A 21,157-nucleotide genomic window follows, 5' to 3' on the forward strand; every position below is an offset into this window, starting at 1 on the left:
CGTTGTAGGGGAGGTGGGTGCAAAGTAGGGTCGGACGATCAAGTGCTGCCCTCACAAGGAGAACCTGCCATGCCCGAATACAAGGCCCCGCTTCGCGACATCCGTTTCCTCATCGACGAAGTCTTCGACTACCCGGCCAGCTACGCGGCACTGGGCGCCAGCGATGCCACCCCGGACATGGTCGCCGCCATCCTCGAAGAAGGCGCCAGGTTCTGCGAACAGGTGCTTTCGCCCATCAACCGCTCTGGCGATGAAGAAGAGTGCCAGTGGCGCGACGGCGTGGTGACCACGCCCAAGGGCTTCAAGGAAGCTTTCGCCCAGTACGTCGAAGGCGGTTGGAACGGCCTGGCGGCGGACCCAGCCTATGGTGGCCAGGGCCTGCCCCATTCCCTCGGGCTGATCATCAGTGAGATGGTCGCCTCGGCCAACCAGTCCTGGGCTATGTACCCGGGTCTGACCCACGGCGCCATGTCGGCCATCCACGCCCACGGCACCGAAGAGCAGAAGCAGACCTACCTGACCCGTCTCACCGAAGGTCGCTGGACCGGCACCATGTGCCTCACCGAGCCCCATTGCGGCACCGACCTCGGCATCATCAAGACCCGCGCCGTGCCCCAGGCCGACGGTAGCTACGCGATCTCCGGCACCAAGATCTTCATCTCCGCCGGCGAACACGACATGAGCGAGAACATCATCCACCTCGTGCTGGCCAAGCTCCCTGACGCACCGGCGGGCACCAAGGGCATTTCGCTGTTCATCGTGCCCAAGTTCCTCCCGGCCGGTGAGGGCATTGGCGAGCGCAACGCCGTGTCCTGTGGCTCCATCGAACACAAGATGGGCATCAAGGCCTCGGCCACTTGCGTGATGAACTTCGATGGCGCCACGGGCTTCCTAATCGGTGAAGCCAACAAGGGCCTGAACTGCATGTTCACCATGATGAACCACGCCCGCCTGGGCACCGGCATGCAAGGCCTCTGCCTCGGCGAAGCCAGCTACCAGGGCGCCGTGCGTTATGCCAATGACCGCCTGCAGATGCGCGCCCTCACCGGGCCCAAGGCACCGGACAAGCCGGCCGACCCGATCATCGTGCACCCCGACGTGCGTCGCATGCTGCTGACCATGAAGGCCTTCAACGAGGGCAACCGCGCCCTGGCCTACTTCACCGCCCAGCAACTGGACATCGCCCATCGCAGCGACAGCGCCGAGCAGCGCGAAGAAGCCGAGAACCTGCTCGCCTTCCTCACCCCGATCTGCAAGGCCTTCATGACCGATTCCGGCCTCGAAGCCACCAACCTCGGTATGCAGGTATTCGGCGGTCACGGCTACATCCGCGAATGGGGCATGGAACAGCTGGTGCGCGATTGCCGCATCGCCCCCATCTACGAGGGCACCAACGGCATCCAGGCGCTCGACCTGCTGGGTCGCAAGGTGCTCGGCAGCCAGGGCAAGCTGCTGCGTGGCTTCACCAAACTGATCCACAAGTTCTGCCAGGCCCAGACCGAGCATCCGCGCTTCAAGGCGCAGGTGGCCGAGCTGGCGCGTCTCAATCAGCAGTGGGGCGAACTGACCCAGAAGGTCGGCATGGCCGCGATGAAGGACCCGGACGAAGTCGGCGCCGCCGCCCTCGACTACCTCATGTACTCCGGCTACATCACCCTGGCGTGGCTCTGGCTGCGCATGGCCCTGGTGGCGGAAGCCAAGCTGCAGGCGGGCGAGGGCGACAGCGCCTACTATCAGACCAAGCTGGCGACCTGTGATTTCTACTTCAAGCGCCTGCTGCCGCGCACCGAGGCCCACCGGGCGGCGGTGGAGGCGGGCAGTGATTGCCTGATGCAGTTGCCGGCAGAGAACTTCTCGCTCTGACCCGCCGATGGACGGTCGAAGGCCCGCCTGGAGCGGGCCTTTTCCTTTCTATTGGGGTGCGTGACTGACTGAGACTATATGGTCACTAAGTGACACTATGTCTCTAAAAAGTTGTTCATGTACACTCCGGGTCTATCCGTGAAACCGGCCCCACTGGCCACCTGTGAGTGATTACGAGGTTTGCAATGGCTGACTACAAAGCGCCCCTGCGCGATATGCGCTTCGTCCTCAATGAAGTCTTCGAGGTCGCCAAGCTCTGGGCTGAACTGCCTGCCCTGGCCGAAGTGGTCGACGCCGACACCGCCTCCGCCATCCTGGAAGAAGCCGGCAAGGTCACCGGTGGCGTGATCGCCCCGCTGAACCGCAGCGGCGACGAGGAAGGCTGCCAGTGGAAAGACGGTTCCGTGAGCACCCCGGCCGGCTTCCCCGCGGCTTACAAAACCTACGCCGAAGGTGGCTGGGTCGGCGTGGGCGGTGACCCCGTCTTCGGCGGCATGGGCATGCCCAAGGTCATCTCCGCCCAGGTGGAAGAAATGGTCAACGCGGCCAACCTGTCCTTCGGCCTGTACCCGATGCTGACCGCCGGCGCCTGCCTGTCGATCAACGCCCACGCCAGCGAAGAGCTGAAGGAACAGTACCTGCCGAACATGTACGCGGGTGTCTGGGCCGGCTCCATGTGCCTGACCGAACCGCACGCCGGTACCGACCTCGGCATCATCCGCACCAAGGCCGAACCCCAGGCCGACGGCAGCTACAAGATCACCGGCACCAAGATCTTCATCACCGGTGGCGAGCACGACCTGACCGAGAACATCATCCACCTGGTACTGGCCAAGCTGCCGGACGCCCCGGCCGGTCCGAAGGGCATCTCGCTGTTCCTGGTACCGAAGGTGATGGTCAACGCCGATGGCTCCCTGGGCGAGCAGAACGCCGTGTCCTGCGGCTCCATCGAACACAAGATGGGCATCAAGGGTTCGGCCACCTGCGTGATGAACTTCGACGGCGCCACCGGCTACATCGTCGATGCCCCGAACAAGGGCCTGGCCGCCATGTTCACCATGATGAACTACGAGCGTCTGGGCGTTGGCATCCAGGGCCTGGCCTCCGGCGAGCGTTCCTACCAGAGCGCCGTGGAATACGCCCGCGAGCGCATCCAGAGCCGCGCGCCGACTGGCCCGGTTGCCAAGGAAAAGGCCGCTGACCCGATCATCGTCCACCCGGACGTGCGCCGCATGCTGCTGACCATGAAAGCGGCCAACGAAGGCGGCCGTGCCTTCTCCAGCTACGTCGCCATGCAGCTCGACACCGCCAAGTTCAGCGAAGACCCCGTCGTGCGCAAGCGCGCGGAAGACATGGTCGCCCTGCTGACCCCGGTGGCCAAGGCGTTCCTCACCGACCTCGGTCTGGAAACCACTGTGCACGGCCAGCAGGTCTTCGGCGGCCACGGCTTCATCCGTGAGTGGGGCCAGGAGCAACTGGTGCGTGACGTGCGCATCACCCAGATCTACGAAGGCACCAACGGCATCCAGGCCCTCGACCTGGTGGGCCGCAAGGTCGTGGCCAGCGGTGGCGCGTTCTACAAGCACTTCGCCGACGAGATCAAAGCCTTCGCCAACGGCGCTTCCGCCGAGCTGGCCGAGTTCACCGAGCCGCTGAAAGCTGCCGTCGCCAACCTCGACGAGCTGACCGCCTGGGTCCTGGACAGCGCGAAGAACAACCCGAACGAGATCGGTGCCGCCTCGGTGGAATACCTCCACGTGTTTGGCTACACCGCCTATGCCTACATGTGGGCATTGATGGCCCGCGCTGCCCTGGGCAAGGAAGGTCAGGACGACTTCTACGCCAGCAAGCTCGGCACCGCGCGCTTCTACTTCGCCCGCCTGCTGCCGCGCATCCACTCCCTGACCGCCTCGGTGAAGGCCGGCAGCGAGTCGCTCTACCTGCTGGACGCCGAGCAGTTCTGATCGGCACCTCGCAATGACAAGGCCCCGCACTCGCGGGGCTTTGTTTTTTCTGGTCAGCGCGAGGCATTGCTTCTCGTAGGGTGGATGACGCTCTTTTCATCCACCATCGTCGCCAAGCCGAAGTTTCAGGGGGATCGTTGAAGCGTGACCCACCCTGCAGGCGCAGCGCGTGCCTGGGGCATGACGGCTGAATTACCATGTGCCACCACACAAGGAGGTTGGGTTCATGGCGCGGGTGCTGATTCTGGGTGGGTACGGCAATTTCGGTAAGCGGATCGCCGAGAGCCTGGGCAAGGCCCATGCGGGGCTGGAGATCGTCATTGCCGGACGCAGCCTGGAGCAGGCGACAAGGCTGTGCGCCGACCTGGCGCCCGGGGCGGCTCCGCAAGCCTGTTTCGAACCAGCGCGGCTGGATATCGATTCCCCCGGCTTTCCCTCGGAACTGGCCGCTCTTGCACCCAACATCGTCATCCACACCAGCGGCCCCTTCCAAGGCCAGGACTACCGCGTTCCACGCGCATGCATCCAGACCGGCGCCCACTACATCGACCTGGCCGATGGCCGTCGCTACGTCTGCGACATCCGCGCGCTGGACGACGAGGCCAAGGAGCGGAATGTGCTAATTGTCAGCGGCGCCAGCTCGGTACCCGGCTTGTCCTCGACCGTGATCGATCACTTCCGGGGCGGATTCTCCCGCCTCGACGCCATCGATTTCGCCATCGCGCCCGGCAACAAGGCCGAAGTGGGCGAAGCCACCCTCAAGGGCATCCTCAGCTACACGGGCCACCCGTTCCCGGCGCTGGACGATGGCCGCTGGCGCGATCGCCATGGCTGGATGGATGCGCGCCGAATCGACTTCGGCGGGTCGGTGGGACGGCGCTGGCTGGCCAATGTCGATATCCCCGACCTGGAGCTTTTCCCCGAGCGTTACGCCGGCGTGCGCACGGTGCACTTCCAGGCCGGCCTGGAGTTGCCGCTGCTTCATCACTGCATGGTGGCGATGGCGGGCCTGGCCAAGGCGGGTGTGGTGGCCGACTGGTCTCCCTGGGCGGCGGCGATGCTCAAGGCCCGGCAGCCGCTGATGGCCTTCGGCACTGACATCGGTGGTATGCGCATCGAACTCAGCGGCCTTGGGCCGGACGGCCGGTCGAAGCGCCTGACCTGGACCCTCTACGCCGAGAACGGCATCGGTCCCTATATCCCAACGCTGTCGGCCATCATCCTCACGAACAAACTACTGCGTGGCGAACAGGCGGAGCGCGGCGCGATGCCCTGCCTCGGGCTGTTCAGCCTGGCGGACTTCGATGCCGAAGCCGCGCCCCTGGGCATCTACCATCGAGTCAGCCAATGAGTGCCTACCTGCTGCTGAAGTTCTTCCATGTGTTGGGTGCCACCGTGCTGATCGGCACGGGCGCCGGCATCGCCTTCTTCATGCTGCTGGCCTCGCGCAGCGGCGACCCGCGCCTGTTGGCCGGCACCGCGCGGCTGGTGGTCATCGCCGACTGGGTATTCACGGCGCCGGCGGTGCTGCTGCAGTTCGCCACCGGCATCGCGCTGATGGAGGTCACCGGCTACAGCTATGCGTCACCCTGGTTCCTGGCGGCGCTGGCGCTGTTCCTCTTCATCGGCGCCTGCTGGCTGCCGGTGGTGGTGATCCAGTACCGCCTTCGCCGTGTGGCCGATGCAATGGTCGTCGGGGCTCCGGCAGTGGAGTTTCAGCAGTGGATGCGTCGCTGGATCTCCCTGGGTATTCCGGCTTTCAGCGCCATCCTGTTGTTGCTCTGGTTGATGGTGGCCAAGCCATTGCCCGTGATCTGACGCCATGAAGGCCTCTGGTTGGCGCCGAGGAACGAGGCCCAATGGCGCGGGGAGGTTCGCCGCGTTGGGTTTCGCAAGCTCTACCCAACCTACGAAAAGCGGGTACTGCTTGCCTGTGGGGGCGAATTCATTCGCGAAGGGCCGCACCGCGGCCCCGTAGGTTGGTGCCGAGGAACGAGGCCCAACGGCGCGGGGGAGTCCGCAACGTTGGGTTTCGCAAGCTCTACCCAACCTACGAAAGCGAGTACCGCTTACTGTGGGGGCGAATTCATTCGCGATGGGCCGCACCGCGGCCCCGTAGGTTGGCGCCGAGGAACGAGGCCCAACGGCGCGGGGTGAGTCCGCCACGTTGGGTTTCGCAAGCTCTACCCAACCTACGAAAAGCGGGTACTGCTCCCACAAGGGAGCATCACGGCTGCAGCGAATCTGCCAGCGAAGGATCGTCGATGTAGCGATTGCGGTTGCCCTGGAGGGCTTCGATACGGCTGTTGCGAGCGCGTTCCTCGTCATCCACCGGGTCCAGGCGGTTCCACTGCTGGAACATCTGCAGCTGCCCGACGATGGGCAGACCGTATTCGGTACGCATGTAGAAGATCGCCCGTGCCACGTTGCCCTTGGCGGCGTCGCGGGGTTCTACCAGTTGGTACGCGGATTTGAAGTCGCAATCGGCCAATGTGCTCTGACCGCCATCGCCCACATCGCCGAACAGGGCATTGCGCCGCGCCAGTTCAATGCGTGACTGGTCCGGGTAGAGGTTGTGCAGGTCGGAAAGCATGTAGGGATATTGCGGGTTGGCCGTCTGGCACTGGCTGTCGGTGATGCAGCGCAAGGCGCTCTTGATCTGCTTGGTGCTGTACACCGGGCTGGCGCTCAGCAGGCCACCGGGGCTGCTGAAGGCCTTGCCGCAATAGAGGGTGGTGCCGCCGTCGGCATAGAGCTGTTGCCAGAAGGCCTGCTCGACCGCGGCCTTGGGATCGGCCAGGCGATCCTGGCCACCGGCAAATGCGAAACCGGCGGCAACGGCCGCCAGACAGGAGAGGGCAGTAACGACTTGGCGCATGGTTGACCCTGGGACCGCCTTGTCGGGGTCTGTTGTTCTTGTAGGACAAAACGAGTCTAACAAGAGCGCCGTGCCCAAACCAAGACCAACCGATCGCTTGCTTGGTTGCACCTTCGGTTGCAATAAGACTCCCAGGATTAATCGCTAAATCGTGTAAGCATTGGCTTACACGCGTTGGTGGTTATAGCTCCTTTCGGGCCCAAGCGACCGGGATTAATCTTCACTCCATTGGACGTCGCGCAGGAAGCGCACTGAAAAACAGGGATACGCCGGATTTCCGCCAGGATGGCGGTCAGATCAGGGATGTCGGGACACAGTCTGCAAAACCTCGCTTCGGCGGGGTTTTTCTTTTTCTGCCTCCCGGAAATCCTAGAGCAGCGGTTCCTTCGGGCCGATCACGCCTTCCAGCAACGAGCGCAGCAATTCCAGGGTCGCCTGTTGACGCTGCGCATCGCGAAACACCAATCCCACCTTCAATGGCACCCGTGGCTCACTCAGGGGCTTCCACAGCAGGCCCTGGTTGGCGTGCATCTGCCGTGCACGGCCGGGCAGGACGGTAGCCAGCATGGTGTGCGGCAGGCTGTCGAGGATGCCGGCCATATGGTTCAGCTCCGCCTGCACGTGGGGGCGCCGACCGAGCAGGGCGAGCTGCTCCTGCCAGATCTGCCGCACGCGGAATTCCTCACCCAGTAGCAGCATCGGTAGCTCGGCCGCCTGGCTCAGCGACACCTTCTTGAACTCCTTCAGCGGGTGTTCATTGGGAATCACCAACTGCAGTTCGTCCTCGTACAGCAACAGGCTGTGCAGCCCCGGCTGGCGCGGCGGCAGGAAGCCGATGCCGATGTCCAGGTTGCCGGTAAGCAGCCGCCGCTCGATATCCAGGCCCGACAGTTCGTAGATCTGCACCACCAGTTGAGGCTGCGCCTCGCGCAGGCGCTCCAGCAGCATCGGTACCAGCGACGCATTGACTGTCTGCAGCACGCCGATGGCCAGGCTGCGCGGCGACTGGCCACGGAAGCTGCGCAGGGCCTCGCGGGCGCGTTCCAGGCCGTCCAGCAGGGGCAGGGCGTGGTTGTACAGGGTGTGAGCGGCGAGCGTTGGCAGCAGGCGCTTGCCGCTGCGCTGGAACAGGCTGACGTCCAGGCCCTGTTCCAACTGGCGGATCTGCTGCGAAAGCGCCGGTTGCGACAGGCTCAGGCGCTCGGCGGCGCGGCCCACATGACCTTCCTCGTAGAGCGCGACGAAGTAGCGAAGCTGGCGAAAATTCATAAGCGTTACTTATCGATAAAGCTGGAAAATCGAAATGGCCCGGAGTGCCACAAGCCCATAGCCTATGCCGCGTAGAGACTGTTTCTCGCGCTGGAGAGGGCGAATGTCTGCGTTAGTCGTCAATGGGGTTTTCATAGGTAAAGCCGAAGATATAGGGGGCGGCTTGTCCAGTGCAATCGACAAGCTGCCGATCGACCACCGCCTCTGGCTTTGGCCCCAGGGCCTGGGCAGCGACGAACAGGGTGACCCGCGATTCCATGGCGGCCCTGAGCGCGCCCTGCATCACTACCCCGCTGAACACTACCGCTACTGGCGCAAGCATTACCGTCACCTCGACTGGAAGGCGCCGAGCTTCGGCGAAAACCTGTCCACCTACGGCCTGACCGAAGACCAGGTGTGCATCGGCGATATCTTCCGTTGGGGTCAGGCGTTCATCCAGGTCAGTCAACCGCGTTCGCCCTGCTACCGCCTGAGCCGCCGCTGGGGCATTCCCAGCCTGCCCGAGCAGGTGCAGGAGAGCGGTCGCTGTGGCTGGTTCTACCGCGTCCTGCGGCCGGGCTTCGTCAGCCGTGAAGACGCCCTGGAACTGATCCAGCGCAGCTACCCCGGCCTGACCGTCGCCCACGCCATCCAGAGCTTCTTCCACTACCCGCTGGAGCACGCCGGCCTGCAGCAGTTGCAGCAGTGCGAAGCGCTGTCCACACGCTGGCGCGACACCGCTGCACGCCGCCTCAGTACAGGCACCGTGGAAGACTGGAGCGCCCGCCTGCAGGGGCTGCCGCTGGAGGGGATGCGCGCATGAGCGACTACCGTATCAGCCTGCACCGCGAGGACGTATTGCTGGCGGAACTCAGTGTCAGCCAGGCGCGCTACGTCGAGTTGACCCGCGAGCTCCGCGCGCGTTTCCCCCGTGAGGACGGCTTCAGCCTGCACATCGAACGACGTCGCGAAGTGCGCCGAATCCTCGAACAGAGCCCGGACGGCCTGCGCCTGCTGGGCGTCGAATACCGCCATGAAAAGGTCCCCGAGCATGCGTGACCCCCTCGCCAGCCTGCGCCTGATGAAGACCGTGGAACGCCCGGCGCAGCTCTTCGTGCGTGGCCAGGGCTCCTGGCTCTGGGACTCCGAAAGCCGCGCCTACCTGGACTTCACCCAGGGCTGGGCGGTCAACAGCCTGGGCCACAGCCCCAGCGTGGTGGTGGACGCCCTCAAGCGCCAGGCGGAAAGCCTGATCAACCCCGGCCCGGCCTATTACAACCGCGGCATGCTGAATCTGGCATCGCGTCTGTGCCAGGCCAGCGGCAGCGACCAGGTCTACTTCCTCAACAGCGGTGCCGAGGCCAACGAAGGCGCCATCAAGCTGGCGCGCAAATGGGGCCAGCTGCATCGTGGCGGCGCCCATCGCATCGTCACCGCCTGCAACAGCTTCCACGGCCGCACCCTGGCGGCCATGTCCGCGTCCGGCAAGCCGGCCTTCGAAGCGCTGTTCGAACCCAAGGTGCCCGGCTTCACCAAGGTCCCCTACAACGATCTCGAAGCCCTGGCCGCCGCGGTGGATGAGCAAACCGTGGCCGTGATGCTGGAGCCGGTGCAGGGCGAGGCCGGCGTCGTGCCCGCCACATTGGATTATCTGCAGGGCGCCGAGCGCCTGTGTCGCGAACGGAGTGTGTTGCTGATCCTCGACGAAGTGCAGACCGGCATTGGCCGTTGCGGCACCTTGCTGGCCGAAGAGCTGTACGGCATCCGCGCCGACATCATCACCCTCGGCAAGGGCCTGGGCGGCGGCGTGCCCCTGGCGGCGCTGCTGGCCCGTGGCAACGCCTGCTGCTTCGAGCCGGGCGAGCAGGGCGGCACCTACCACGGCAACGCCCTGATGACCGCCGCCGGCCTGGCGGTGCTGGATACCGTGCTGGAGCCTGGCTTCCTGGAACAGGTTCGCGACGTGGCCCAGCACCTGCGTGAAGGCCTGGCGCGGGTGTCCCGCCGTCACGGCCATGGTCCCCTGCGTGGCCACGGCTTGATGGTCGGCCTGCCGCTGATCCACCAGTCCGCACCGCTGGTGGCCCGCCATGCCCTCGATGAAGGGTTGCTGATCAACGCACCGCAGCCGGGATGCCTGCGCTTCACTCCGGCGCTGACCGTAAGCCGCGCCAATGTCGATGAAATGCTCAAACGTCTGAATCGCGCCTTCGCCCTGGCCAAGAGCAAACCCCTGGAGATCGCCTGACATGCGCGTCGCCATCCTGCAGCACGCTCCTTTCGAAGGCCCCGGCCGTATCAGCCAATGGCTCGACCTGCGCGCTGCCAAGGTGCAGGTGTTCAATCTTTACGCCGATGCGCGCCTGCCCAAGCCTGATGACTTCGACCTGTTGATCGTCATGGGCGGTCCTATGAGCGTGCATGACGAGGAAGCACTGCCCTGGCTCAAGGCTGAGAAGAAACTGATCCGCAAATCGCTGGGTGCCGGCAAGCGGATACTCGGCATCTGCCTGGGCGGCCAGCTCCTGGCCCAGGCCCTGGGGGCTGAGGTGCGCAAGGGCGAGGCGGAGATCGGCTGGTGGTCCATGGAAAAACGCCCCGAAGCGGACCGCTCCCCGTTGGGCCGCATGTTGCCCCAGCGCCTGCTGGCGATGCATTGGCACGGCGAGACCTTCGACCTGCCGGCGGGCGCCATCCCGCTCTATGGCTCGGCGGCCTGCGCCAACCAGGGCTTCGTCTGGAAAGAGCGCGCCATCGGCCTGCAATGCCATCTGGAAGGTACGCCGGAGAGCATCGAGGCGATGCTGGACGCCTACGCGGCGGACCTGGAACTGTCCGGCTCGGTGGAGGATGCGGCCGCCATCCGCGATGGCTTCCCCCACTGCAGCGCCCTGGCGCCGACCCTGTTCCGACTGCTGGATTACCTCACCGGGCCGCATGCCGCGCTGACTTGATCCTTCGCGGGTTTGATTCGCTTTTCCTGTGGGGGCGAATTCATTCGCCAAGGGCAGTCCGTAGGATGTGGTGGAGCGAAGCGATACCCATCGGCTCTCACCAACAGCATGGGTATCGCAGGCTCAACCCATCCTACGTTGCTGCCCAACACATTGCGCGGCGGTTCAGCCCAACTACAGCAATGGGCGATACAACTCCGCCCGCCGATCCCGGAGGTAGGTGAGCCCTGCCCGCGAGGCTTCCAGCTTGTCCCGCTTGAGGTCGGCGAAGGCCAGGGTTTCCTCGCGGCCGCAGATAGCGGCCTGGCTGCCGTCCGGTGCGGAAACGCTGGAGAGGCCGCAGTAGCGGATCTCCCCTTCAGCGCCGCAGTAGTTGGCGTAGGCCAGGTAGCACTGGCTCTCGAAGGCACGGGCGCGCACCAGCACGTCGCAGACGAAGTCGTACGGCTCCATGTTGGCGGTCGGCACCAGAATCGCGTCAGCGCCGGCCAGGGCCAGGCGGCGCACGTTCTCCGGGAACTCCACGTCGTAGCAGATCAGCATCCCCAGCTTCCAGCCGTTCAGTTCCAGCAGCGGATAGTCGTCACCGCCGGCACTGAACATGCTCCTGTCCAGCTCACCGAAGAGGTGGGTCTTGCGGTAATTGCCAAGGCGCTGGCCCTGCGCATCGATCAGTTGCACCGAGTTGTAGATGCGTCCCTCGGCGCTACGCTCCGGGTAGCCGTAGAGCAGGGCAACGCCATGCTCGCGGGCGATGCCGGCCACCTGCTCGGCCCAGTCGCCGTCGGCGGTCTGCGCCAGGTGGCTGACCGCTTCCAGGCCGATGTTGTAGCCGCTGAGGTACATCTCCGGTGTGACCAGCAGCGCCGCGCCACGCCGGGCCGCCTCGGCCGCCCGCTGGCGCAGGCGGTCGAGGTTGGCCGCAGGCTCCAGCGGCAGGGGTGGGCACTGATAGAGGGCGATGCGCATGGACGTCTCCTGAGTCAGTCCGGCAGGGCGATGGGGCCGAGTTCGGCGAAGCAGTCGCCCGGGCCGGGATTCTCGGCCGGGGTGCTGCCGCCGAAGTGCTTCATGATGCCCCATACCGAGTTGAGCGAGGTCTGCACCGCGCCTTCCACCCAGGCCGGGGTCCAGGACACGTCGTCACCGGCGATGAAAATGCCGCGCTGCTCGGCGGGCATGTCGTCCTGCATGAAGTGCGCGTACATGCGCTGGTTGTAGCGGTAGTGGCCCGGCAGCGCGCCCTTGAAGGCGCCGAGGAAGTGCGGGTCGGACTCCCAGGAAATGGTGATGGGGTCGCCGATGATGTGGCTGGCGATGTCCACGTCGGGGTAGATCTTCTTCAGCGCGTCCAGGGCCAGCTTCACACGCTTCTCCACCGGGTGCGGCAGCATCTTCAGCGCGTCGCTCATCCAGGAGTAGGACAGGCAGATCACGCCCGGCTTGTCGTCGCCGTTGTCGAACAGGTAGGTGCCGCGGGTGAGGCGGTCGGTGAGGGTCATGCTCAGGGTGTCGCGGCCGGTTTCCGGATTCTTGTCCTTCCAGAACGGGCGATCGACCATCACGAAGGTCTTGGACGACTGCATGTAGCGGGTGCGGTCCAGGGCCATCCACATCTTCTGCGAGAACAGCGATTCCTCGCACTCGATCTGGGTGGTCAGCAGCCAGCTCTGGCAGGTGGCGAGCACCGCTGCGTAATGGCGGGTGTCACCCCAGTTGTCGGTCACGGCGAGACGGCCATCTGCGGCGCGGGCGATGCGCTTCACGCCGGGGCGGGCCGCGCCGTTGTGCAGGGACGCCAGGCTGGTGCCTGCCGGCCAGTGCACGCATTTCTCGGGGACGTGACGCCAGATGCCCATGGGCACTTGCTGCACGCCGCCGACGATCAGGTGCTGGTTGTCGTCGCAGGCGGTCATCACCACGCGGAAGATTTCCAGCATCGAGTTCGGGAAGTCCGAGTCCCAGCCGCCGGTGCCGAAGCCCACCTGGCCGAACACTTCGCGGTGGTGGAAGGACAACTTGGCGAAGGCCTTGGAGCTGGCCACGAAGTCGTAGAAGGTGCGGTCATCCCACAGCGGTACGAGGGTGTCCCACAGCTCCTTCAGGCGCTTCACGTCGCGGTCGCGGATGGCCTGCTGGATGTCGCCGAAGCGGGCGCCGTCTTCCAGCGCATCGGCCCAGGCGTCGGCCACTTCCTGGAACAGCGCCGGCAGGTCGGCCATCTTCTCGGCGTAGTAGGTCTTGCCCTCGAGATCGATGACCGTGCTGCCCGAGGCTGGCGTCAGCGGGTTGGGGAAGGGCTGGGTCTTGAGGCCCAGCATGTCCACGTAGTGGTAGAAGGCGGTGGAGGAGGCCGGGAAGCGCATGCCGCCCAGCTCGGCGATGATGCCGTCGGTGCCTTCGAAGGTCTGCGAACGCAGGCGGCCGCCCATCTTGGAGGCTTCGTACACCACGGGTTTCAGGCCCAGCTTCATCAGCTCGTAGGCCGCTACCAGGCCGGCGATACCGGCACCGACGATGGCCACCTCGGCACCATGATGCTCGGCGGGAATGCTGCCCAGGCCAGCCGGATGCTGAATCCAGTCATCGAAGGCGAAGGGGAAGTCCGGGCCGAAAATGGTGATGGGTTTCTTGCCGTCGGCGGGGTGACGATTGTTGTTGTTCATGCTGGACCTTGAAGGCTTGTGGGAGAGCGGCCCGTTGGGCGCGGTGGGGCCATTCTAGGGAGCGTCGTTTTCGTCCATAAGACGCAAAGTGTCGTCATTTGGAGCGCTGGTAATACAAAGTGACGACAGAAAAGTTAGTAGTGACAAATCTGCTTCGCGCGCCTCGTCATCAGGCTAGTCGGCGAGAGAAGAAGCCGTAGGCTGAGCTTGCTCGCGAAGGGCTGCCCCCGCCCATGGCTGCGCTATCTGCTGGCCGCGGTCGCTTGCCGGTACTGTCGGGGTGTGAACCCGGTCAGCAGCTTGAACTGCCGGCTGAATGCGCTGTGGTCGGTGTAGCCGCACTGCAGGGCGACTTCCGTGATCGGCAGATCGGTCTGCAACAAACGATGGGCGTGCTCGAGCCGCACCTTGTTGATCATCTGTCGTGGAGTCAGGTGGAACACACGCTTGCAGTAGCGTTCCAGTTGGGCGACGGAGATACCGGCGATCCGCGTCAGCGTGTCCAGCGTGATGGGCTCGTGGAAGTGCGTGCGGATGTGCTCGTCCACTGCGGCGAGACGCTCATAGGCTGGGTGCGTATGACTGGCGGACTGCAGGTCCATCGAGATGCCCGCCAGGCCGATGATCTCGCCTGCGCGACTAAGCAGAGGGCGCTTGTGCGTCAGGCACCAGCCCGGTTCCCGACTGCCATACAGGTGCAACTCCAATTGGTCTTCCAGCACCTGGCCCTGTTCCAGCACCCGCCGGTCCTGCTCGGTGTAGCCAGGGCCGAACTGTGCGGGGAACACCTCGGCGCTGGTCTTGCCCAGAAGGGGCTTCACGCCACAGCGCTGGACCAGCGTGCGATTGGCCATGACGTAACGGGCCTGGGCGTCCTTGATGAAGATCGCCGCGCTGGAAATTGCATCCAGCATCGGCAGCAGCATCTGCACGCTCGCCAGCAGTTCATCCATGGTTTCGGGGCGCTTCAGGTCGCTCTCTGAGCAGAGTGCCGCAAGTGCGCTACGCGACATCATTTCCATCCTCCCCAAGGTTGGCCGGCGATGCCCACGCCGGCAGCTTGCCCCAGGGCCAGCGGCCTGTCGAGCGCGAACCGGAACGGGCTGCGTCGCTGTCCGGACTGTGCTGATTTCGTCATCCGAAGCGGGGAAAGGCATCAAGCGCGAAGGCGCGTCGCCCGTCCACTCTATGGCCATCGCCCAGGTCGGCGAACCCAGGGAATACGCACTCACCAAGGGGCAGCATTCACGCGCCGATCCAAGCCCCGAATGGCAATCCACCAGCCCATCCAATAACTCAAAAGAAGGCGACGCGATGTCCGGAAAATTCAAGAAGCAACTCTCGTTGATGGACCTGACATTCATCGGTCTAGGGGCCATCTTCGGCTCCGGTTGGCTATTCGCGGCCAGCCACGTCTCGGCGATCGCCGGACCGGCGGGGATCATCTCCTGGTTCCTCGGCGGGTTCGCCGTACTGCTGCTCGGCATCATCTATTGCGAACTGGGTGCAGCGCTGCCGCGTGCCGGTGGTGTGGTGCGGTACCCGGTGTTCTCCCATGGCCCGCTGCTGGGCTACCTGATGGGGTTCATCACCCTGATTGCCTTCTCCAGCCTGGTGGCGATCGAAGTGGTCGCCTCACGTCAGTACGCGGCGGCCTGGTTCCCGTCGCTGACCGAGCCGGGCTCCAGCGCCCCGACCATCCTCGGCTGGCTCGTGCAATTCGGCCTGCTGTGCCTGTTCTTCTGGCTCAACTACCGCAGCGTGAAGACATTCGCCAGGGCCAACAACCTGGTCAGCGTGTTCAAGTTCATCGTGCCGCTGCTGGTCATCGGCGTGCTGTTCGCCTTCTTCAAACCGGAGAACTTCGCGGTCCAGGGCTTCGCGCCCTTCGGCCTTTCGGGCATCGAGATGGCGGTCTCCGCGGGCGGCATCATCTTCGCCTACCTGGGGCTCACGCCGATCATCTCGGTGGCCAGCGAGGTGAAGAACCCTCAGCGCACTATCCCCATCGCGCTGATCCTCTCGGTCCTGCTCTCCACCGCCATCTATGTACTGTTGCAACTGGCCTTCCTCGGCGCCGTGCCCACGGAAATGCTGGCCAACGGCTGGGCCGGTATCTCCAAAGAGTTCGCCCTGCCGTATAGGGACATCGCCCTGGTTCTCGGCGTGGGCTGGCTGGCCTACCTGGTGGTCGCTGATGCGGTGATCTCACCCAGCGGTTGCGGCAACATCTACATGAATGCCACGCCTCGGGTTGTGTATGGCTGGGCGCAGACCGGCACCTTCTTCAAGATCTTCACCCGCATCGACGAACAGTCCGGCATCCCGCGCCCGGCGCTCTGGCTGACCTTCGCCCTGTCGGTGTTCTGGACCCTGCCGTTTCCCTCCTGGGAGGCCCTGATCAACGTGGTGTCGGCCGCGCTGGTGCTGAGCTACGCCGTGGCTCCGGTGACCGTCGCCGCCCTGCGCCGCAACGCCCCCGATATGCCGCGCCCATTCCGGGTAAGGGGCCTGGGCGTGATGGGGCCGCTGTCCTTCGTCATCGCTGCACTGATCGTCTACTGGTCAGGCTGGAGCACCGTGTCCTGGCTGCTGGGCCTGCAGATCCTGATGTTCGTGATCTACCTGCTGTGCCGGCGCTTCGTACCCACCGAGCACCTGAGCATCGCCCAGCAGGTGCGCTCGTCTGCCTGGCTGATCGGCTTCTACGCCACCACCCTGCTGCTCTCCTGGCTCGGCAGTTTCGGCGGCCTGGGCGTGCTCGGCCATCCGTTCGACACCCTCGTCGTGGCCGCCTGTGCCACCGCCATCTACTACTGGGGCGCAGCCACCGGCGTGCCGGCTCACCTGATCGTTCTCAGTGGCGAGGATGAAAGCGAAGAGGGTGCCGACACCGAGACGGGCCTGCATCCGGCCACGGCTCGCACCCAGGCCTCGTCCTGATGTCCAGCGAAAGGAGTACGGATATGAGTGACCTCATCAACCTCAGCCTCGACCAGGTTCATGCCCTGGCGACGCGTGCACTGACACACAACGGTATGGGCGAGGACCATGCCCGCGCCATTGCCGACACCATCACCCGGGGGCAGCGCGACGAGTGCCACTCCCATGGCCTCTACCGCGTCCTGGTGTGCGTGCATTCGCTGCGCTCCGGCAAGATCGACCCGCTGGCACGCCCGACACTGAGCCGGCCCGCGCCCGCCGTCGTCAGCGTCGACGCCCACCGAGGCTATTCGCTGCTGGCGTTTCAGAGCGGCCTGCCGCTGCTGGTGGAGCAGGCCCGTGAACTGGGCGTCGCCGCCCTGGTGATCCGCAACTGCTTCCACTTTTCCGCGCTCTGGCCGGAGGTGGAAGCCATTGCCGCCGAAGGGCTGGTAGGGCTGGCCATGACCCCCAGCCACGCCTGGGTGGCGCCGGAGGGTGGCAGCAGGGGCGTGTTCGGCACCAACCCCTTGGCGTTCGCCTGGCCACGGAGGGGCCGCGAGCCCTTCGTCTTCGATTTCGCCACCAGCGCCATCGCACGGGGCGATATCGAGTTGCACGCCCGCCAGGGCAAGCCCATACCCCTGGGCTGGGGCCTGGATGCCGAGGGGCTGCCCACCACCGATGCGCGGGCCGCGCTGGAGGGGGCCATGCAGACTTTCGGCGGACACAAGGGTTCGGCACTCGCCGCCATGATCGAGCTCATGGCCGGCGCGCTGATCGGCGACATGACCAGCGCCGAATCCCTGGCCTTTGATGCGGGTGCCGGCGCTACGCCCTGCCACGGTGAGCTACTGCTGGCCTTCGACCCCGCCCGCTTCCTCGGCGGTGCAATGGAAGACGGCCAGCGGCGTGCCGAGCAGTTGTTCGCCGCCATCACCGACCAGGGTGCACGCCTGCCGTCTCAGCGCCGTTTCGCGGCCCGCCAACGCAGCGAGCGTGATGGCGTCTGGGTGGGGCGAGCCCTGCTGGACGACATCGAGCGGCTGATGGCCTAGCAAGTTCCCCGAACCTTTCCGGCCACTGAATGGACCAGCTCATGAAGCGCGTACACGTCATCGACTCCCACACCGGCGGTGAACCCACCCGCCTGGTGATGAAAGGCTTTCCCGAACCGGCCGGCTATACCCTGGCCGAGCAGCGCGATGCACTGCGCGAGCAGCATGACCACTGGCGTCGAGCCTGCCTGCTCGAACCACGGGGCAACGACGTACTGGTGGGCGCCCTGTACCGCCCGCCGGTATCACCCGGCGCCACGTGCGGGGTGATCTTCTTCAACAACGCCGGCTACCTCGGCATGTGCGGCCACGGCACCATCGGCCTGGTCGCCTCCCTGCATCACCTGGGGCTGATCGGTCCGGGCGAGCACCGGATCGACACGCCAGTGGGCACGGTCAGCGCCACCCTGCATGAAGACGGTGCCGTGACCATCGGCAACGTGCCGGCCTACCGGTACCGCCGGCAAGTGTCGGTCGAGGTTCCCGGCCACGGCCTTGTCCATGGCGACATCGCCTGGGGCGGCAACTGGTTCTTCCTGGTGTCCGAACACGGCCAGCGGCTGCAACTCGACAACGTCGAAGCCCTGACCGCGTTCACCTGGGCGATGCTCAGGGCACTGGAAGCGCAAGGCATCCACGGTGAAGGCGGCGCGTTGATCGACCACGTCGAGCTCTTCGCCGATGACGACGAAGCCGACAGCCGCAACTTCGTCATGTGCCCGGGCAAGGCCTACGACCGCTCGCCTTGCGGCACCGGCACCAGCGCCAAGCTGGCGTGCCTGGCGGCCGATGAAAAACTCGCGCCCGGCCAGACCTGGGTCCAGGCCGGCATCACTGGCAGCCGCTTCGAGGGCCGCTACGAAACGGACGGAGAGCGCATCCGTCCCTTCATCACCGGCCGCGCTTACCTGACGGCCGACAGCACCCTGCTCATCGATGAACAGGACCCCTTTGCGTGGGGCATCTGAGTCTCCACGCCTTCTTCATCCCCCTGCACCAAGGAGCAGAACAATGAACGACAGCATCTTCACCGGTTGCATTCCCGCCCTGATGACACCCTGCACCGCCGAGCGCACGCCGGACTTCGACGCCCTGGTGGCCAAGGGCCGCGAGCTGATCGATATCGGCATGAGCGCGGTGGTCTACTGCGGTTCCATGGGCGACTGGCCGTTGCTCAGCGAAGCCCAGCGCCAGGAAGGCGTGGCGCGCCTGGTGAAGGCCGGCGTGCCCACCATCGTCGGCACTGGTGCGGTCAGCACCCGCGAGGCGGTTGCCCATGCCGCGCACGCCGCCAAGGTGGGTGCCCACGGACTCATGGTGATCCCGCGCCTGCTCTCCCGCGCCGCTTCGCCGGCCGCGCAGAAGGCCCACTTCTCCGCCGTGCTCGGCGCCGCCCCCGCGCTGCCGGCGGTGATCTACAACAGCCCCTACTACAGCTTCTCCACCCGCGCCGACCTGTTCTTCGAACTGCGCGGCCAGTTCTCCAACCTGATCGGCTTCAAGGAGTTCGGCGGCGCCGCCGACATGCGCTACGCCGCCGAGCACATCACCTCCCGTGACGACGACGTGATCCTCATGGCCGGCGTGGATACCCAGGTGTTCCACGGCTACGTCAACTGCAACGCCACCGGCACCATCACCGGCATCGGCAACGTGCTGCCACGCGAGGTGCTGCAGCTGGTGGCGCTGAGCCGGCAGGCCGCCAAGGGTGATACCCGCGCGCGTCGCCTCGCCCTGGAGCTGAGCGCGGCGCTGGACGTGTTGTCGTCCTTCGACGAGGGCTGCGACCTGGTGCTGTTCTACAAGTACCTGATGGTGCTCAACGGCGACCGCGAATACAGCCTGCACTTCAACGAGAGCGACGCGCTCAGCGACTCCCAGCGCCGCTACGCCGAGCAGCAGTACGCGCTCTTCCGCCAGTGGTACGCCAACTGGTCGGTGGAACAGAACCTCGTCTGACACAGGCCCGCCGCGGAGCACCCGCTCCGCGGCGGAGCGCACCTCGCACACCCAGGAAGCACCATGAAACTGACAGGCAACATGCTGATCGGCCGTCAGGCCGTAACTGGCAGCCGTGAAGCGATCCGCGCCATCGATCCCTCCACCGGCACCCCGCTCGAACCCGCCTATCCGGGCGGCGGCCAGACTGAGGTGGAGCAGGCCTGCGCCCTGGCCTGGGCCGCCTTTGGCGGCTACCGGGAAACCTCGCTGGAGGCACGCGCCGGATTCCTCGAAGCCATCGCCGAGGAGATCGAAGCGCTGGGGGACGAACTGATCCAGCGCGCTGTGGCCGAAACCGGGCTGCCCCAGGCGCGCATCCAGGGCGAGCGGGGCCGCACCTGCCAGCAGCTACGCACTTTCGCCCGTACCGTGCGTGCGGGCGAATGGCTGGATGTGCGGGTCGACACGGCCCAACCGGATCGCCAGCCCCTGCCAAGGCCAGACCTGCGCCAGCGCCAAGTGCCCCTGGGACCGGTGGCGGTGTTCGGCGCCAGTAACTTTCCCTTGGCCTTCTCCGTGGCCGGCGGCGACACCGCCTCGGCGCTGGCGGCCGGCTGCCCGGTGGTGGTCAAGGCCCACGGCGCACACCCTGGCACCAGCGAACTGGTGGGGCGTGCCGTGGCCAGCGCCGCGGAGCGTTGCGCCATGCCCGAGGGCGTGTTCTCGCTGCTGTTCGGCGCCGGGCGCGAGGTGGGCATCGCCCTGGTCAGCGACCCGCGCATCAAGGCCGTGGGCTTTACCGGCTCGCGCAGCGGCGGCCTGGCCCTGTGCCGGGCAGCGCAGGCCCGGCCGGAGCCGATCCCGGTGTATGCGGAGATGAGTTCGATCAACCCGGTGTTCCTGCTTCCCGCCGCCTTGCAGGCCCGTGGAGCAGGCCTTGCCCAGGGCTTCGTCGCCTCGCTGACCCAGGGTGCCGGCCAGTTCTGCACCAACCCTGGCCTGGTGATCGCCCGCCGGGGCGCGGCACTGGATGCCTTCATCGCGGCGGCTGCCGAGCAACTGCAGAGCAGTCCGGCACAGACCATGCTCACGCCGGGCATCTTCGACGCCTTCGAATCCGGCGCCGCCGCCCTGGCCGGGCACGCTGAGGTGCGGAGTGTGGCCGTCGGGCTGCCGGGCGATGGTCCCAACCGCTGCCAGGCGCAACTGTTCGTCGCCTGCGCCGAAACCTTCCTGGCCGACCCGGCATTGCAGGCCGAAGTCTTCGGTGCGGCCGCGCTGATCGTGCAGTGCCGCGACGAGGAGCAGATACGCGAGATCGCCGAGCACCTCGAAGGCCAGCTCACAGCGACCCTGCACCTGGACGAGGCGGACTTCGACGCCGCCCGGGCCTTGCTGCCGACCCTGGAGCTCAAGGCTGGCCGCGTGCTGGTCAACGGCTGGCCGACAGGCGTCGAGGTGTGCGACGCCATGGTCCACGGCGGCCCGTTCCCGGCCACCTCGGACACGCGCAGCACCTCGGTAGGCACCGCCGCGATCCGCCGCTTCCTGCGGCCGGTCTGCTATCAGGGCTTCCCGGATGGCCTGCTGCCCAACGAGCTCAGGCACGACAATCCCCTGCGGTTGCGGCGCCTGCTCGATGGCAAGAGGGAGGCCTAGCACC

18 protein-coding genes are annotated in these 21,157 nt (G+C 65.8%); 13 read left to right on the forward strand and 5 right to left on the reverse strand.

Annotated features, from left to right (window positions below; translation table 11 throughout):
- Positions 1-69: 69 nt before the first annotated feature.
- From E8F06_RS07465 to E8F06_RS07480, 4 genes are all read left to right on the forward strand, one after another.
- Positions 70-1,863: an acyl-CoA dehydrogenase C-terminal domain-containing protein gene (locus tag E8F06_RS07465; RefSeq protein WP_280365722.1), complete on the forward strand. Its 1,794-nt coding sequence runs from the start codon at positions 70-72 to the stop codon at positions 1,861-1,863.
- Between the two features lie 185 nt (positions 1,864-2,048).
- Positions 2,049-3,827 (forward strand): acyl-CoA dehydrogenase C-terminal domain-containing protein, encoded by a 1,779-nt coding sequence (locus E8F06_RS07470; RefSeq protein WP_280365724.1) that lies wholly within the window; start codon positions 2,049-2,051, stop codon positions 3,825-3,827.
- 226 nt (positions 3,828-4,053) lie between these two features.
- Positions 4,054-5,178 carry a saccharopine dehydrogenase NADP-binding domain-containing protein gene (locus tag E8F06_RS07475; RefSeq protein WP_280365726.1) on the forward strand — a complete coding sequence of 375 codons (1,125 nt, stop codon included), beginning with the start codon at positions 4,054-4,056 and terminating at the stop codon, positions 5,176-5,178.
- Positions 5,175-5,645 carry a DUF2269 domain-containing protein gene (locus E8F06_RS07480; protein WP_280365729.1) on the forward strand — a complete coding sequence of 157 codons (471 nt, stop codon included), beginning with the start codon at positions 5,175-5,177 and terminating at the stop codon, positions 5,643-5,645. The genes E8F06_RS07475 and E8F06_RS07480 overlap by 4 nt, the downstream gene beginning before the upstream one ends.
- Before the next feature lie 409 nt (positions 5,646-6,054).
- On the opposite strand, the gene E8F06_RS07485 is transcribed toward E8F06_RS07480, so the two are convergent.
- Together E8F06_RS07485 and E8F06_RS07490 are read right to left on the reverse strand one after the other, a co-directional pair.
- Positions 6,055-6,705 (reverse strand): endonuclease, encoded by a 651-nt coding sequence (locus E8F06_RS07485; protein ID WP_280365731.1) that lies wholly within the window; start codon positions 6,703-6,705, stop codon positions 6,055-6,057.
- A gap of 369 nt (positions 6,706-7,074) precedes the next feature.
- A complete protein-coding gene (locus tag E8F06_RS07490; protein ID WP_280365734.1) occupies positions 7,075-7,974 on the reverse strand; it encodes a LysR substrate-binding domain-containing protein in 900 nt (299 codons plus the stop codon).
- 103 nt (positions 7,975-8,077) lie between these two features.
- Between E8F06_RS07490 and E8F06_RS07495 the strand changes: the two genes are divergently transcribed.
- The 4 genes from E8F06_RS07495 to E8F06_RS07510 are packed head-to-tail and all read left to right on the forward strand — an operon-like array spanning position 8,078 to position 10,907.
- On the forward strand, positions 8,078-8,776 hold the full coding sequence (locus tag E8F06_RS07495; RefSeq protein WP_280365736.1) for an MOSC domain-containing protein: 699 nt from the start codon (positions 8,078-8,080) through the stop codon (positions 8,774-8,776).
- Positions 8,773-9,012 (forward strand): hypothetical protein, encoded by a 240-nt coding sequence (locus E8F06_RS07500; protein ID WP_280365738.1) that lies wholly within the window; start codon positions 8,773-8,775, stop codon positions 9,010-9,012. The genes E8F06_RS07495 and E8F06_RS07500 overlap by 4 nt, the downstream gene beginning before the upstream one ends.
- A complete protein-coding gene (locus E8F06_RS07505; RefSeq protein ID WP_280365739.1) occupies positions 9,005-10,201 on the forward strand; it encodes an aminotransferase class III-fold pyridoxal phosphate-dependent enzyme in 1,197 nt (398 codons plus the stop codon). The genes E8F06_RS07500 and E8F06_RS07505 overlap by 8 nt, the downstream gene beginning before the upstream one ends.
- A 1-nt stretch (position 10,202) precedes the next feature.
- Positions 10,203-10,907 (forward strand): type 1 glutamine amidotransferase, encoded by a 705-nt coding sequence (locus E8F06_RS07510; RefSeq protein WP_280365742.1) that lies wholly within the window; start codon positions 10,203-10,205, stop codon positions 10,905-10,907.
- 174 nt (positions 10,908-11,081) lie between these two features.
- Here the strand turns inward: E8F06_RS07510 and E8F06_RS07515 are convergent, their stop codons facing one another.
- From E8F06_RS07515 to E8F06_RS07525, 3 genes are all read right to left on the reverse strand, one after another.
- Positions 11,082-11,876 (reverse strand): carbon-nitrogen hydrolase family protein, encoded by a 795-nt coding sequence (locus E8F06_RS07515; RefSeq protein WP_280365745.1) that lies wholly within the window; start codon positions 11,874-11,876, stop codon positions 11,082-11,084.
- A gap of 14 nt (positions 11,877-11,890) precedes the next feature.
- Complete coding sequence (locus E8F06_RS07520; protein WP_280365748.1) at positions 11,891-13,573, reverse strand: NAD(P)/FAD-dependent oxidoreductase; 1,683 nt, start codon at positions 13,571-13,573, stop codon at positions 11,891-11,893.
- A gap of 242 nt (positions 13,574-13,815) precedes the next feature.
- The gene (locus tag E8F06_RS07525; RefSeq protein WP_280365750.1) at positions 13,816-14,586 is read right to left on the reverse strand and encodes an AraC family transcriptional regulator; all 771 of its coding nucleotides are present in this window, start codon (positions 14,584-14,586) and stop codon (positions 13,816-13,818) included.
- 301 nt (positions 14,587-14,887) lie between these two features.
- Here E8F06_RS07525 and E8F06_RS07530 point away from each other — a divergent pair, with 301 nt between their 5' ends.
- From E8F06_RS07530 to E8F06_RS07550, 5 genes are all read left to right on the forward strand, one after another.
- On the forward strand, positions 14,888-16,516 hold the full coding sequence (locus tag E8F06_RS07530) for an APC family permease (RefSeq protein ID WP_280365752.1): 1,629 nt from the start codon (positions 14,888-14,890) through the stop codon (positions 16,514-16,516).
- A 23-nt stretch (positions 16,517-16,539) separates the two neighbouring features.
- Complete coding sequence (locus tag E8F06_RS07535) at positions 16,540-17,553, forward strand: Ldh family oxidoreductase (RefSeq protein ID WP_280365754.1); 1,014 nt, start codon at positions 16,540-16,542, stop codon at positions 17,551-17,553.
- Positions 17,554-17,594: 41 nt separating this feature from the next.
- Positions 17,595-18,521, forward strand: a complete 927-nt coding sequence (locus E8F06_RS07540; RefSeq protein ID WP_280365756.1) for a 4-hydroxyproline epimerase — start codon at positions 17,595-17,597, stop codon at positions 18,519-18,521.
- A 43-nt stretch (positions 18,522-18,564) separates the two neighbouring features.
- The gene (locus E8F06_RS07545) at positions 18,565-19,512 is read left to right on the forward strand and encodes a dihydrodipicolinate synthase family protein (RefSeq protein ID WP_179058067.1); all 948 of its coding nucleotides are present in this window, start codon (positions 18,565-18,567) and stop codon (positions 19,510-19,512) included.
- A gap of 63 nt (positions 19,513-19,575) precedes the next feature.
- Complete coding sequence (locus tag E8F06_RS07550; protein ID WP_280365760.1) at positions 19,576-21,153, forward strand: aldehyde dehydrogenase (NADP(+)); 1,578 nt, start codon at positions 19,576-19,578, stop codon at positions 21,151-21,153.
- Positions 21,154-21,157: the final 4 nt, after the last annotated feature.

Source organism: Pseudomonas sp. BN411, assembly GCF_029871235.1.
Taxonomy (GTDB): Bacteria; Pseudomonadota; Gammaproteobacteria; order Pseudomonadales; family Pseudomonadaceae; genus Metapseudomonas.